At 45.0% G+C, this 13,921-nt stretch carries 11 protein-coding genes and 1 pseudogene; all 12 read left to right on the top strand.

What is annotated here, in order from left to right:
* Window positions 1–35: 35 nt before the first annotated feature.
* Window positions 36–1,871: a RagB/SusD family nutrient uptake outer membrane protein gene (locus Q0081_RS29750; protein ID WP_298362156.1), complete on the top strand. Its 1,836-nt coding sequence runs from the start codon at window positions 36–38 to the stop codon at window positions 1,869–1,871.
* A 243-nt stretch (window positions 1,872–2,114) separates the two neighbouring features.
* Window positions 2,115–3,494 (top strand): Gfo/Idh/MocA family protein, encoded by a 1,380-nt coding sequence (locus Q0081_RS29745; RefSeq protein WP_298362153.1) that lies wholly within the window; start codon window positions 2,115–2,117, stop codon window positions 3,492–3,494.
* Window positions 3,495–3,638: 144 nt separating this feature from the next.
* A complete protein-coding gene (locus Q0081_RS29740; RefSeq protein WP_298362150.1) occupies window positions 3,639–4,805 on the top strand; it encodes a Gfo/Idh/MocA family protein in 1,167 nt (388 codons plus the stop codon).
* A gap of 236 nt (window positions 4,806–5,041) precedes the next feature.
* On the top strand, window positions 5,042–5,890 hold the full coding sequence (locus Q0081_RS29735) for a PmoA family protein (protein WP_298362147.1): 849 nt from the start codon (window positions 5,042–5,044) through the stop codon (window positions 5,888–5,890).
* 120 nt (window positions 5,891–6,010) lie between these two features.
* Window positions 6,011–7,225 (top strand): mannonate dehydratase, encoded by a 1,215-nt coding sequence (uxuA, locus tag Q0081_RS29730; protein ID WP_298362144.1) that lies wholly within the window; start codon window positions 6,011–6,013, stop codon window positions 7,223–7,225.
* A 69-nt stretch (window positions 7,226–7,294) separates the two neighbouring features.
* Window positions 7,295–7,837 carry a pyridoxamine 5'-phosphate oxidase family protein gene (locus tag Q0081_RS29725; RefSeq protein WP_298362141.1) on the top strand — a complete coding sequence of 181 codons (543 nt, stop codon included), beginning with the start codon at window positions 7,295–7,297 and terminating at the stop codon, window positions 7,835–7,837.
* A gap of 80 nt (window positions 7,838–7,917) precedes the next feature.
* Complete coding sequence (gene tnpA, locus Q0081_RS29720) at window positions 7,918–8,358, top strand: IS200/IS605 family transposase (RefSeq protein WP_298362138.1); 441 nt, start codon at window positions 7,918–7,920, stop codon at window positions 8,356–8,358.
* A 188-nt stretch (window positions 8,359–8,546) separates the two neighbouring features.
* Complete coding sequence (locus tag Q0081_RS29715; protein WP_298362135.1) at window positions 8,547–10,652, top strand: alpha-glucuronidase family glycosyl hydrolase; 2,106 nt, start codon at window positions 8,547–8,549, stop codon at window positions 10,650–10,652.
* On the top strand, window positions 10,649–11,452 hold the full coding sequence (locus Q0081_RS29710) for an SDR family NAD(P)-dependent oxidoreductase (RefSeq protein WP_298362132.1): 804 nt from the start codon (window positions 10,649–10,651) through the stop codon (window positions 11,450–11,452). Before Q0081_RS29715 ends, Q0081_RS29710 begins: the two co-directional genes overlap by 4 nt.
* Before the next feature lie 55 nt (window positions 11,453–11,507).
* Window positions 11,508–12,779: a TlpA disulfide reductase family protein gene (locus Q0081_RS29705; RefSeq protein ID WP_298362129.1), complete on the top strand. Its 1,272-nt coding sequence runs from the start codon at window positions 11,508–11,510 to the stop codon at window positions 12,777–12,779.
* A gap of 23 nt (window positions 12,780–12,802) precedes the next feature.
* The gene (locus Q0081_RS29700) at window positions 12,803–13,432 is read left to right on the top strand and encodes a hypothetical protein (protein ID WP_298362126.1); all 630 of its coding nucleotides are present in this window, start codon (window positions 12,803–12,805) and stop codon (window positions 13,430–13,432) included.
* A gap of 78 nt (window positions 13,433–13,510) precedes the next feature.
* A pseudogene (locus Q0081_RS29695) lies at window positions 13,511–13,804 on the top strand (alpha-N-arabinofuranosidase); the annotation flags it as partial.
* Window positions 13,805–13,921 lie beyond the last annotated feature (117 nt).

Here is a 13,921-nt window from a genome sequence, read left to right as displayed (position 1 = left end):
TTTGAAGTAAATAATCACCTAAATAACGCACACAGATGAAGAATACCAATATATTTCGCAAAATAACGATAGTAAGTGTTTTTCTACTTGCCATCAATACGGGTTGTCAAGAATCATGGCTTGAACCTCAACCACTCTCTTTTTACACTCCAGAAAACACCTTTACCACCGAAGGTGGCTTCAACTCGGCTTTAGCTTCCTGTGGACTTAACGTCCGTGATGAGTTCTACGGAGATGGCCACCCTATTATTACGGAGCTACTTTTCTCCGAAATGGCCGTTGAAGGAACCACTGATAAATTTGGGCCGGCAGTGGACTTGAACGTACTTATTACTCCCGACGCTAACCTGAATAGTGGCGATTTCAACCGCATCGGATGGTACTGGGAAAGAGGATGGTTGGGAGTCCGTTTGGCCAACACAATTATTAACCGTGTACCACAAGCTACTACAATCAAAGAAGACGTCAGAAATGTCATTCTGGGCAAGGCCTATTTTTATCGGGCCTATCATTACTACCGTTTAGTCCATCAATTTGGCGACATTCCTACTTCTTTTAAGGAGTTATCAGAGCCAAAACTGGACTTTACAACCGTAAAACGTGAAGTGATTTTGCAGAAAATCAAAACTGACCTTGACTTTGCCATGAAAGTAGTACCTTGGACTGGCTCCAAAGGAGATGTAAATCGAGGAGCGGTAGGCCACTTACTCACAAAAGTAAACCTTGCCCTTGGACTCTATGATGAAGCCATTTCTGCTGCCGACCAAGTAATCAACAACGGTGCTTATAAACTAATGACTTCTCGGTTTGGAGTAGATGCCAGCAATGCCAACAAAAATGTTATCTGGGATTTACACCGACCTGCCAACAAATTTTTGGCCAACAATACGGAAGTACTTTTCTCAGTCATTGACCGGTATGGTCTTCCCAGTGCTACCACCACCGGTACGACATCTATGCGTCAAGCAGTACCATTTTTCTCCGTCAATACCATCTTGACCCCCGACGGTCGCCAAGGCATGGTACCCAACCAAGTCGAGTTTGACTTGACCACTTTGTATGGACGGGGAATTGGTCGTTGTAGAGCTACCCCCTATAGCAGCAAAGACATTTGGGACGACGACAAAGACCTACGCCACGATACCAAATCAGGCAACTGGATGACGATGGAACAGCTTGTTTACAACAACCCGGCCCTGAAAGGTGTATCTCCTTGGTACGGTAAGCCACTCCAATTTCGCGATGCAAGTGGAAAATTATTGGTTTCTACGGGCGACACCATCAGAACCTGGTTCAATTGGCCTCACTATAAACTGTATATCGAAGATCAAATCCGTGTGCCTTTTCAAGGCGGAAATTCTGACTGGTATATTTTCCGTTTGGCCGAAACTCACTTGCTCCGTGCAGAAGCAAATTGGTTTAAAGGCAACTTGGCAGCTGCCGCCGACGACGTTAACCGGGTCAGAACCAGAGCAGGTTGCAGCCCTTACCCTGTTTCAAAAATTGACATTGGAACCATTTTGGATGAGCGGGGACGCGAATTATACTACGAAGAGCCGCGTAAAACCGAGCTTGCCCGCATAGCATACCAAATGGCAAAATCGGGTAAAACCTATAATGGCAAAACGTATTCTGCCAGCAATTTTTCGGGGTCCAACTTTTTCTACGATAGGATCATGGACAAAAACATTTTTTACAAAAATAGGGTCAAAAATGTCCGTGGAGATTCTTACACGATGAGTCCCTACCATGCATTGTGGCCCATTCCCCGTCCTGCTATTTTGGCAAACAGTTTAGGACAAATCAACCAAAACGTTGGCTATGCTGGTAGTGAAACTAACAAGCCTGCTTTAGACCAAATCCCCGAATAGGCTTAACGATTATTACTCTTAAGCCAAAGGTTTAGAATGTTCTCAAAATCAAACTTTTACAAAGAAATATTTTGAGTCATTCTAAACCTTTTTCACTATTAATCAGGAGAAACGAGCCCTCTAATACCTTATTCTTTAAATAGCTATTTTGAAAAACAGACCCCAATCTAAAAATATGGCAAAACGACTATTCTCTATCAATAAATCCATTCGAATCACTCCAATCCACTAAATAAAGTTCTTATGAAACGTAGAAAATTTTTAGGTCAAACTTTAACTGGCGTTGTTGGCGCAATAGGAATTCCTACCATCGTTCCCGCCTCCGTATTTGGCAAAAATGCCCCGAGTAACAAAATCAACATTGGTCAAATAGGATGTGGACGTATCGGACGCGATCACGACATGGTGGGTACGCTGCAACACGACGTAGCCCGCATGATTGCCGTCTGCGATTTAGATAAAAATCGTTTGGAAGATGGCAAAAAACTCGTCGAAAACTACTACACCAAGAAGACGGGAAATGCCAACTACGTGGAGGCCAAAATGTACGATGACTACCGCGAAATGTTGCTGAACAAAGACATTGATGCCGTCATCATCAGCACACCTGACCATTGGCATTCACAACCCGCCATTGAAGCGGCCTTGGCAGGAAAAGATGTTTATCTGCAAAAACCTACCTCGCTGACCATTGCCGAAGGACGTATGTTGAGCGATATAATTCGCAAAAAAGGAACTGTTCTTCAAGTAGGTACTCAGCAACGCTCCTCACCTCAGTTCAGAATTGCGGCAGAATTAGTGCGCAACGGTCGCATCGGAAAATTGCATACCGTAAAAGTGGGTCTTCCTGGCGACCCTTCCGGGCCCTCGGCAGCGCCAATGCCAGTACCCAAAGGTTTTAACTATGATATGTGGCTCGGCTCTACGCCCGAAGTGCCTTATACTGAAATCGGCGTTCATCCCCAGAAAGGCTACGGCCGGCCGGGATGGTTACGCCTTGAGCAGTTTGGTGCGGGGATGATCACGGGTTGGGGACAACATCATTTTGATTCGGCCGCTTGGGGCATGGATACTGAGCTTACAGGCCCTATCTCAGTACAGGCCGTAGCCGAATTCCCTAAATCGGGTTTATGGAACGTTCACGGCGACTTTATGGTGAAAGCTGAATACGCCAACGGCATTACGATGTACACCAGCGGTGGCTTCCCCAACGGCATTCGCTACGAAGGCACTGAAGGCTGGATTTTTGTATCCCGCGGAGACTATGTGGCTTCCGCCAGTGACCCGGTATCGGCCGCCAAAAGCAGCAAAGCCTTGGATGCCAGCGACCCTAAAATCCTGACTTCAGTCATTGGTGAAAACGAAATTCACTTGTACAAAAGCGACGAACAGCACGGCAACTGGTTGGAATGTATCAAAACCCGTAAAGCGCCTATTTCGCCGGTTGAAATAGGGCACCGCGCCTGCAGTGTTTGCTTAGTAAGCCACATTGCCATGAAACTTCCGCGCAAATTGCAGTGGGACCCTAAAGCAGAGCGTTTTGTGAATGACAACGAAGCCAATGCGATGTTGAGCCGTCCGCAACGCAAGCCTTATGGTACAACCAATATAAAAATGTCTTAATCAATAAATAGAACCGCTGCGGCGGACCGCACGGATTGAATAGATCAAATGGATTGAAACAGATTTATTTATCCGTGAGTATCTGTTAAACCCGTTGAATCGCTGCGGCGAACCGTCCGCGTTCTATACCCATCTAAATAACTCATGAAAAAATCCGAGAACCAACGACGTACTTTTTTGAAAGAATCGGTCGCATCAGCCGCAGGTCTGATCACTCTTCCTATGCTTTCTACTGACTCCTTTGGTCATATTAAAACGGAGAAAGTAGCTTATACCGAACCGTATCACTACGAAAATCCTCGCATTAAGTTCTCCGTTATCGGCATGAACCACGGCCATATTTACGGGCAAGTGGAAGCCGTAACTCGTGGCGGAGGACAGTTAGTTTCTTACTATGCCAAAGAAGCAGATTTAGTAGCGGCATTTGCCAAACGTTTCCCACAAGCCAAATTGGCATCGAGTGAAAAAGAAATTTTGGACGACAAATCCGTTCAACTCGTTTTAAGCTCGGCCATTGCCAACGAACGCGCTCCCTTGGGTATTCGAGTTATGAAAAGCGGCAAAGATTTTATGTCTGACAAACCAGGCATTACTACACTTCAGCAACTGGCAGACGTGCGCCGTGTTCAGAAAGAAACGGGTCGCATTTACTCCATCATGTACAGCGAACGTTTTGAAAACAGAGCTACGGTAAAAGCAGGCGAATTGGTAAAAGCAGGAGCCATTGGGAAAGTTATCCAAACGATTGGACTGGGTCCGCACCGCATGAATACCAATACTCGCCCCGAATGGTTTTTCAACAAAGAACAGTTTGGCGGTATCATCTGCGACATTGGCTCTCACCAATTTGACCAATACCTGTATTTCACCAACTCCACCCAAGCTTCGGTAGTCGCTTCCCAAATCGGGAACACAAATCACCCGCAATTTCCTCAATTTGAAGACTTTGGCGATGTAATGCTTCGCGGAAACGGTGGAATGGGCTACATTCGGGTAGACTGGTTTACTCCTGACGGATTGAAAACATGGGGTGACGGACGCTTAACTATTCTGGGAACGGAAGGATTTATTGAAATTCGTAAAAACATCGACATCGGTGGACGCGAAGGCGGTAATCACCTTTTTCTAACTGATAATAAAGAAACACGCTACATTGATTGTACCCAACAGGAATTGCCTTACGGCCGACTGCTCGTGGATGATGTTCTGAACCGCACTGAAACCGCGATGTCCCAAACGCATTGTTTATTAGCTGCGGAATTATCATTGATTGCCCAAAAACAGGCGCAAAAAATAGATTTGAAAGCGTAGAAGTAGCCTCATGCCCTTGTGCGGCAACTTAAAAGCCGTTAGTCGGTTTTGAACCGACCGACGGCTTTTAAGTTGCCTTTTTTCGTAAAAGATTGGGGCGATTGCATAAGGCACGGCTGTAGCAAGCCTACTCCTACGAGATACGGGAAACTAAACAAATGATTTACACTATTTATTTATTTTAATACATGCATTATTCTAAACGTATTCTCTTTTTCGCAGTCGTATTTTTAACTGTGAAAGGTTGGTCGCAAACCAAAATTACCGCCGTAAAAAGCAACTCAAAAATTGACATTAACATCAATAGTAATTTTTTCACCAGCTACATCTTCTCTCAAGACGAAAAATACCCGTTTTTCTTTCCCGTCAATGGGCCATCCAACGCCAGCGTTACCTCCATGCGAAATGGCAATTATCCGCATCACAGCTCTTTATTTTTTGGTTGTGACCGTGTCAACGGCGGCAATTATTGGCAGGAAGGAATTGATAAAGGACAAATTATCTCGTTGCGTGCCGATATTATTCAATCAGGTGGCGACAAAGTAGTGATTGAAAATGAGTGCATTTGGCGCCGGCCCGAAGCCAATGCTCCCATGAAAGATTTTCGTACCATCACCATCACGGCTCCTTCCAAAGATTTGTACCAAATTGACGTGGACATCACGATGGAAACGCTTATGGATGTGACGATTCTGAAAACCAACCACTCACTTTTCAGCGGTCGTCTGGACCCTGATTTGGCCGTAATCAACGGCGGCACCATGATAAACGCCGAAGGAAACCAAGCCGAAAAAGGGACGTTTGGGGTAAAATCTCCGTGGATAGACTGTTCGGGAAAAAGAGGCGACAAAGTAGAAGGCATCACCATCATGCAGCATCCTTCCAATCCTTGGTATCCTTCGCCGTGGTTTACGCGTGATTATGGCTTTTTTTCTCCTACCCCTATGTATTGGCCGCAGGATGACAAAGCAACAGTCATGAAAAAAGGAGACAAATTAGTCTTACGTTACCGCGTTTTAGTTCATTCTGGAAACCACCAAATGGCCAATGTGGCGAGTCTTTTTGAAAAATATAAAGGAGAGTAAGGTTAAAATATTAGGTCACAAAGTGACACATAGTACTTCACAGAGTATAACAAATTTCCTCTGTGAAACTCTGTGCAAAACTTAGTGAAACTCTGTGTCCCGAAAATAAAGCATTCAAAAATGACATTTATACAAACCATGCGTTGGTTCGGGCCCAATGACCCCGTTTCCTTGATGCACATTCGTCAGGCAGGATGCACGGGGATTGTAACCGCTTTACACCAAATTCCGGTAGGAGAAGTTTGGTCCGTCGAAGCTATACAACAGCGCATTCAACTCATCGAAGCAGATAATCATCGCTACACCCCATTGACTTGGGAAGTGGTAGAAAGTTTACCCGTTCACGAAGACATCAAAAAAGGGCTGCCGAGTCGGGCGCAATACATTGAAAACTACAAAGTGTCGCTGCGAAATTTAGCGGCTTGCGGTATCAAAACGGTTTGTTACAATTTCATGCCGGTGCTGGATTGGTCACGCACCAATCTCCATTACGAAATGCCCGACGGTTCGTTGGCGCTGCGATTTGTGTGGGAGGATTTTGCGTTGTTTGATTTGTACATACTCAAACGCCCTAATGCAGAGGCAGATTACACGCCCGAAGTACAGGAAGTCGCTAAACGCAAGTTGGAAGGTTTGACCGCCGAGGAAATCGCTACCCTCCAAAACACCGTTTTATTGGGTTTACCCGGCTCCAATGAAGCCTTTGAATTGGCTACTTTTCAAGGATTACTGAACAACTATAAACACATTGGTGACAAAGAGTTACGCGAAAATCTGTATTATTTTATTCAACAGGTAGCACCCATAGCCGAAGAAATCGGAGTGAATCTCTGCATTCACCCCGACGATCCTCCAAAATCGTTGTTGGGATTGCCCAGAGTGGTCAGTACCGAAGCGGATTTAGCGCAATTGATGGATGCCTGCGAAGTGAGAGCCAACGGCATCACATTTTGTACCGGTTCATTGGGCGTACGCGCTGATAATGATTTGCCAAAAATAGTCGAACGCTTTGGCGACCGAATCCATTTTGTGCATTTGCGTACCACCAAGCGGGAGATTAACCCTTTAAATTTTCACGAAGCCGCCCACTTAGTTGGTGATGTAGACATGTACGAAGTTGTAAAAGCCTTTGTTATTGAAGGAAAAAGGAGAAAGGAGAAAGGGAAAAAGGACGCCCAAATTCCGATGCGTCCCGACCACGGCCATCAGATGTTGGATGATTTGAACAAGACCGGAAAAGACAAATCATATCCGGGCTATTCGGCCATCGGGCGATTAAAAGGATTGGCAGAATTAAGAGGTTTGGAAGTAGCGATTGAAAGAGGTCTTTTATAAAAACAACAAAAGGCAAGTTGGCAAAAGAGCAAGAAATTTAAAATTTTCTCTTATTAAAATTTACCTATCATGGGAAAACAATTAGAGCAAATTATTCCTGACTTACAGGAGTTTATCCAAAAACAAAATGTCTTTTTCGTGGCGACAGCCATGAGTACTGGCAAGGTCAATCTATCGCCTAAAGGAATGGACTCGTTCAGAATCATTGATTCCAAACGGGTGATGTGGCTGAATGTGACGGGCAGTGGCAACGAAACAGCCACCCACCTTCTGGAAAATGACCGAATCACTGTCATGTTTTGCGCTTTTGAAGGCAAACCTATGATTTTAAGGCTGTACGGAAAAGGCAAAGTCTATCACCAACGAGACTCCGAGTGGGAGGAATTCATTCACTTATTCCCGGAATTGCCGGGAGCGAGACAATTGGTAGATATTGAGGTAGAAATGGTGCAAACTTCCTGTGGCATGGCAGTGCCTTTCATGGATTTTAACCGGGAAAGGGATGAATTGAAAAAATGGACTCAAAAGCAGGGCGAAGATGGAATCAAAGAGTATTGGAATAAGAAAAACACAGTAAGTATGGACGGGCACAAAACAGGAATTTTTGAATGAAAATGAAATTGCCTCAGTGAATTTTGCCTCCTGCTGAATTGCCTCCTGCTTTAGCTGGAGGATAACAAATAAATTAAATCATGCCCTATATCAAAGTTTGGATTCATTTTGTGTGGTCAACCAAGCATAGAATTCCATTTATAAAAACCCGCGAAATACGACAAACTATTTTTAACCATATCAGGGAAAACGCCAAAGAAAAAGGCATTTATATTGACTTTATCAATGGATATACTGACCATGTTCACTGTCTTGTTTCCCTTGGCATTGACCAAAGCATGAGTAAGATTATGCAATTGATAAAGGGCGAATCTTCTTTCTGGATTAATAAAAATGGCATTTGTGAAGACAAATTTGAGTGGCAGGATGAATATTTCGCGGTATCTGTCTCCGAATCCATTGTTGACAGAGTGCGAGAATACATTAAAAAGCAGGAAGAGCATCATCAAAAAAAGACCTATGCTCAGGAATATGATGAATTGATTGAAAAGTATGGATTTGAGAAATTTAAGGACACATAAGATTTGGCTAAAGCCAATGCCATGGAATTCTCTTTTTGTCCTCCAGCTAAAGCAGGAGGCAATACAGTTTTTAATTTCCCTATTTTCAATAGGAATTGTTTGCAAAAATTCATTTATGAATTGCCTCCTGCTTTAGCTGGAGATAACAAATAAAAAAATCAACAAGGGCTTCAGCCAAACAACTATCCATGACAAAACAGCTTCTTCTCTTTTTTCTGGTTATTTCTTCCCTTGCCTTTGCCGATGATGGTTCTCGGCTTTGGCTCAACTATGATTTAATCAAAGACGCCAAGCAACGGGAAAGTTATGCTCAATTGGCAAAATTCATAGTTGTTTCTTCTGATAATCAAACTATTAAAATTGCCTCCGAAGAGCTTCAAATAGGTTTACAAGGATTGTTGGGCAAAAAAGTCGCTATTGTGAAAACAGCAACCGGAAGCGGAAGAATTGTTTTAAGCGTCAATAAAAACGCTCCTTCTACCACTAATTTATCCGAAGAAGGCTACGAAATTTATACCGAAAAAGACAACATCGTCATCTCATCCAAAACCGAAACAGGCGTTTTGTACGGAGCTTTTGAATTGTTGAGGGCTATACAAACGGGCAAGTCGTTGACCAACATTTCCATCGCAAGCAGCCCGAAGATAAAAATCCGAATGCTCAATCATTGGGATAATGCCAACGGCACCGTGGAGCGCGGCTATGCGGGCTCGACCATGTGGAAATGGAACGAACTGCCTTACCGCATCGACCCGCGTTACATTATGTACGCCCGCGCCAATGCATCCATCGGAATCAATGCCACTTCCATCAACAATGTCAATGCCAGTTCGCGGTTTTTAACGGCCGAGTATTTGGAGAAAATCAAAGCCGTGGCCGATGTACTTCGCCCCTACGGCATCAGAGTATTTATTTCGGTCAATTTCCGCTCACCCCGCACCCTCGGCGGACTCAAAACCTCCGACCCCCTCGACCCCGAAGTGCGCAAATGGTGGAACGAGAAGACCAAAGAGATTCACCAATACATTCCTGATTTTGGCGGCTATTTGGTCAAAGCCAACTCGGAAGGTGAGCCCGGACCGCAGGATTACGGCCGTACTCACGCCGACGGAGCCAACATGCTCGCCGATGCCATGCGTCCATTCAGCGGCATTGTTATTTGGCGAGCCTTTGTCTACAATGCCGACCCCAACGGAGATAGATTCAAGGAAGGTTACGAACAATTCAAACCGCTGGACGGCACTTTTGACCCGAAAGTTATTGTCCAAGTCAAAAACGGGCCAATAGATTTCATGCCCCGCGAACCGTTCCATCCTATGTTTGGTGCCTTTCCTAAAACTACGTTGGGCATGGAATTTCAAATAACGCAGGAGTATTTGGGTCAATCGACGCACTTGACGTATTTGGCCCCGATGTACAAAGAATGTTTGTATACAGACACTTACGCTAAGGGACAAGGGTCTACGGTAGCCAAAGTCATTGATGGAAGTTTGTATAATGCTTCCAATTCGCTGATGGCCGGCGTAGCCAACACCGGTTCAGACGTCAACTGGTGCGGACATCCCTTTAACCAAAGCAACTGGTATGCTTTTGGCCGATTGGCTTGGGACCATACGCTGTCGTCGGAGCAAATAGCGTCGGAATGGATACAAATGACGCTGACGCAGTCAAAGTCTGCTGGGCAAAAAATCACAGACATGATGATGAAATCGCATCCTGTTTATGTGAGTTATACCTATCCGTTGGGAACCGCGCACATGATGGGTGAAAGTCATCACTACGGACCGGAACCTTGGCTCGCCAAAAGCGCCCGGCCTGACTGGACCTCCGTTTATTATCACCGTGCCGATTCCATCGGTTTGGGATTTGACAGAACGGGCAAACTGAGCAATGCTTTGCAGCTGTACAGTCCGGAAGTGCAGAAAAAATGGGGTAATTCCGAGCAATGTCCGTTGGATTATCTGCTCTGGTTTCATCACGTACCTTGGTCTAAAAAACTAAGGACCGGTCGCAGTCTGTGGGATGAATTATGTGTCCGCTATTACGACGGCCCGGTACAGGTCAAAAGATTACAGGATACTTGGGAAACTGTAAAACCGGATATTGATACCGAAACCTTTGAAAGCGTAAAAGGCAGATTGAAAATTCAGGAAAAAGAGGCGTTGTGGTGGCGAGATGCCTGTGTGTTATACTTTGGAGAATACTCAAAAATGCCTGTTCCCAAGCCATTAATGCCTCCTCAAAGAACCTTAAATGAAGTTAAAAAATTAGTAGAAATTTATCATTTGCGATGAAAGAAAAACAAATTATAACGGGAGAACTGACTCTGGTCAATCATCAATCCGTATTTTCATTAGAAGGAAAAATTGCGCTCATTACCGGCGGTGGCAGTGGTATTGGCTACGACATTGCCCAGTGCATGACCCACGCCGGCGCCACCGTCATCATCACCGGACGACGCGAGCATGCCCTTCAGGAAGCCACAGAAACGCTGGGCGAATCTGCGCATTATGTGGTAAATGATGTAACTGAGCTGAACTCTCTGGAAGGCTTGGTAGAAACCATTGAAGCTACCTACGGCCCCATTGATATTTTGGTCAACAATGCGGGCATCAACATGAAAAAACCTGCTTTGGAAGTCACAGACGCCGATTTTGACCGTATTATTCATACCAATCTAAATGCCGTTTTTGCCCTGACCCGCGCCTGCGCCAAACGCATGGTTGCCCGGCAAAGCGGTTCTATATTGATGATTTCTTCCATGGCGGCTTACTATGGCATCGACCGGGTAGTGGCGTATGCCGCGTCCAAATCAGGTGTAGAAGGGATGGTCAAAGTACTGGCCTCCGAGTTCTCAAAATTCAACGTTCGGGTCAACGCCATTGCACCGGGTTTTATCGAGACCAACATGATGAAAACCGCCATGAGCAGCGACCCCGACCGCATGAACAAAGCTCTCAACCGCACCCCCATGGGAAAATTCGGAAAACCACAGGATATTGGCTGGGCGGCGGTCTTTTTGGCCTCCGAAGCGGCCGGTTATATTACCGGTGCTTCACTACCCGTAGATGGAGGAAATTCCATTGGATTTTAAGTATGGTTGTTTTTTGATAACTTTCGCTTGCAATCATTCAAACTAATTTCAAATCATGCTGCTTCGTACGCTTTTTTTCGGCTGTTTATTTTTGGTAGGTCGGGTTTTTGCTCAATCCACGGCCCCCATGATTACCAAAGACTCAATTGACGTTTTTCAGCAAGGAGCTGATAGCAAGCCCCTTGAGCAATACAATGCCCTGTGGCAAAGCCCCGTTCACAAAGCCGTTTGGGATGAATTTCAACAAAAATTCGCCACCGATTTTGACACAAAAAAACAAATAGAACTATTGTTTTCGCAGAACATAGACAGCCGGGAAATAGGGTTATTCAACGCCCGTAAAAAGCAGATGGAGTTTTTGAAAAACCATCCTGATTTTGCCAAACTCTCTGATTCTTTTAAACGCTACGTTGAAAATACCGCTCGTTGGAACTACTGGTATTGGGTTTTAAACCACGCGGTTGCACGAAGCAACGCCGACACCAAAAACCTAAAAATGGCCTCCCTTCCCAACGTCATGACTGAGGCCCTCGACCCTAAAAAAATCAATGATGAAGAAGCATTTCTGACGCCGGCGTATCGCGATTTTTTGGTGGTGTTTGTAACCTACTTCAATTCACGCGAACACGCATTTGACAAATACACCGACTTGGGCAAATCAATGGAGGACAAAGCCGCTTTTGCCAAAAAATACCTTTCGGGAGCCGTTTTGCCTTATTATCTATGTCGTTTGTTACGGGAAAATTGCACTATTACTCCCAAAGCAGCCGTAGTCAATACATTGGCGGAATTAAGTCGTCTTCCCAAAATCGAACGGTATGTTCCCTTGGCTTCGGCTAAATGTAACGAAGTGTTGACCCGAGTAGAAGAAAAGAAACCGGTTGAAACTGTCGCCAAAAAAGGAAAAGAAGATGATATTACGCTGCAAACCGTAGAAGGAAAAACGTTCTATCTCTCTGATTTTAAGGGCAAAGTGGTTTATCTCGACTTCTGGGCAAGCTGGTGCGGTCCGTGTCGGGCAGAGTTTCCTTTTTCCAAAGCCATGCACGATAAATTGACCGATAAACAAAAAAAGAAAATCGTTTTTCTCTATGCTTCTATTGACGAAAATGAAGATGCCTGGAAAAAAGCATTGGAGAAATTGCAACTGCAAGGGGAAAACGGGCATCTAAAACCCGCCCAAAATGCCGCAATTATGCGAAAATTGGCCGTTAGCAGTATCCCTCGTTACGTAATAATTGACAAAGCGGGCAAAATAGTATCGGCTGATGCAACGCGTCCCAGTTCGCCGGAAACGCTTAATGAGTTGTTGAAATTGATTGAATAAACGCAACTAACCCTACCTTTTTTATGAAACCTTCTGCTTTGCTGTTGCTCCTCGGACTTTTATCATTCCGATTGATGGCTCAAAATCCTGTGGGCATTTTTGAGAATCACGCCGACATCGGCAAGGTACTTCAACCGGGAACGGCCACTTTCGACAAACCTACTCAAACCTATCAACTGTCGGGTTCGGGCGAAAATATTTGGTTCAAAAAAGATGAGCTGCATTTTTTATACCGCAAAACCGTCGGTGATTTTATCGCCACGACTCAAGCCACACTTTCCGGCAAAGGTACCGACGCACACCGCAAAACGGGTTGGATGTACCGCAGCAGTTTGGACACGAGCGCTGCCATGGTCTCGTTGACAGTCCACGCCGATGGGCTTACGGCTTTTCAGTATCGAAAAAAATCGGGAACCAACATTGAGGAAATCAAAACGCCGATTGTTCATCCCGACATTTTACAATTGGAACGCCGTGGTCGCAGCTTTTTTGTGTCGGTAGCCAAAATCGGCAACCCTTTCTGGACCGTTGAAATTCCCGATTTTGATTTGCCTCAAGAGATGCTACTTGGGCTGTTTGTGTGCGCTCATAACAAAAATCAAATCGAAGAAGCCAAGCTTACCCAAACCCGAATTTTTACAGCGGTCAAATAACCGCTTGCCTATACCTATCAAATTAACCCATTTATTATCAAACAAATGCAATCTAAATCTTCCATCATAGCCTTGCTTATGATAGGGGCGTTATCGGCCCATGCGCAGAAAAAAACGCCCATTTCACAACCGCTCGTTTCACACATTTATACGGCCGACCCCTCGGCTCACGTATTCAACGGCAAAATTTACATCTACCCCTCTCACGATATAGAATCAGGTGTAGCGCAAGACGACGAAGGCGGCCATTTTGATATGAAAGACTATCGAATTCTGTCAATGGACAAAATTGGAGGCAAAGTAACCGACCACGGAGTTGCGTTGGACATCAAAGATGTACCTTGGGCAGGCCGCCAAATGTGGGCACCTGATGTAGGGCAATTGCATGAAGTGGTAAGTTAGCCCGACCTTTGGGAAATGAATGTAGCTGAATTTTTCTTTGAGTTGGACGACCCTCGCCGGGACGGAAGCTGTTATCACGTCCTATCG

The sequence above is a fragment of the Runella sp. genome (assembly GCF_027484545.1).
GTDB lineage: Bacteria > Bacteroidota > Bacteroidia > Cytophagales > Spirosomataceae > Runella.
Note: the sequence above shows the minus strand (reverse complement) of the source record. Positions and strands in the feature narration are given on the sequence as shown.

Bases quoted from the DNA above. Each gene is read 5' to 3' on its own strand.
- Q0081_RS29750 (WP_298362156.1), top strand. From the start codon at position 36: ATGAAGAATACCAATATATTTCGCAAAATAACGATAGTAAGTGTTTTT.
- tnpA (WP_298362138.1), top strand. From the start codon at position 7,918: ATGCCCTATATCAAAGTTTGGATTCATTTTGTGTGGTCAACCAAGCAT.
- Q0081_RS29705 (WP_298362129.1), top strand. From the start codon at position 11,508: ATGCTGCTTCGTACGCTTTTTTTCGGCTGTTTATTTTTGGTAGGTCGG.
- Q0081_RS29710 (WP_298362132.1), top strand. From the start codon at position 10,649: ATGAAAGAAAAACAAATTATAACGGGAGAACTGACTCTGGTCAATCAT.
- Q0081_RS29740 (WP_298362150.1), top strand. From the start codon at position 3,639: ATGAAAAAATCCGAGAACCAACGACGTACTTTTTTGAAAGAATCGGTC.
- Q0081_RS29745 (WP_298362153.1), top strand. From the start codon at position 2,115: ATGAAACGTAGAAAATTTTTAGGTCAAACTTTAACTGGCGTTGTTGGC.
- Q0081_RS29715 (WP_298362135.1), top strand. From the start codon at position 8,547: ATGACAAAACAGCTTCTTCTCTTTTTTCTGGTTATTTCTTCCCTTGCC.
- Q0081_RS29725 (WP_298362141.1), top strand. From the start codon at position 7,295: ATGGGAAAACAATTAGAGCAAATTATTCCTGACTTACAGGAGTTTATC.
- Q0081_RS29700 (WP_298362126.1), top strand. From the start codon at position 12,803: ATGAAACCTTCTGCTTTGCTGTTGCTCCTCGGACTTTTATCATTCCGA.
- uxuA (WP_298362144.1), top strand. From the start codon at position 6,011: ATGACATTTATACAAACCATGCGTTGGTTCGGGCCCAATGACCCCGTT.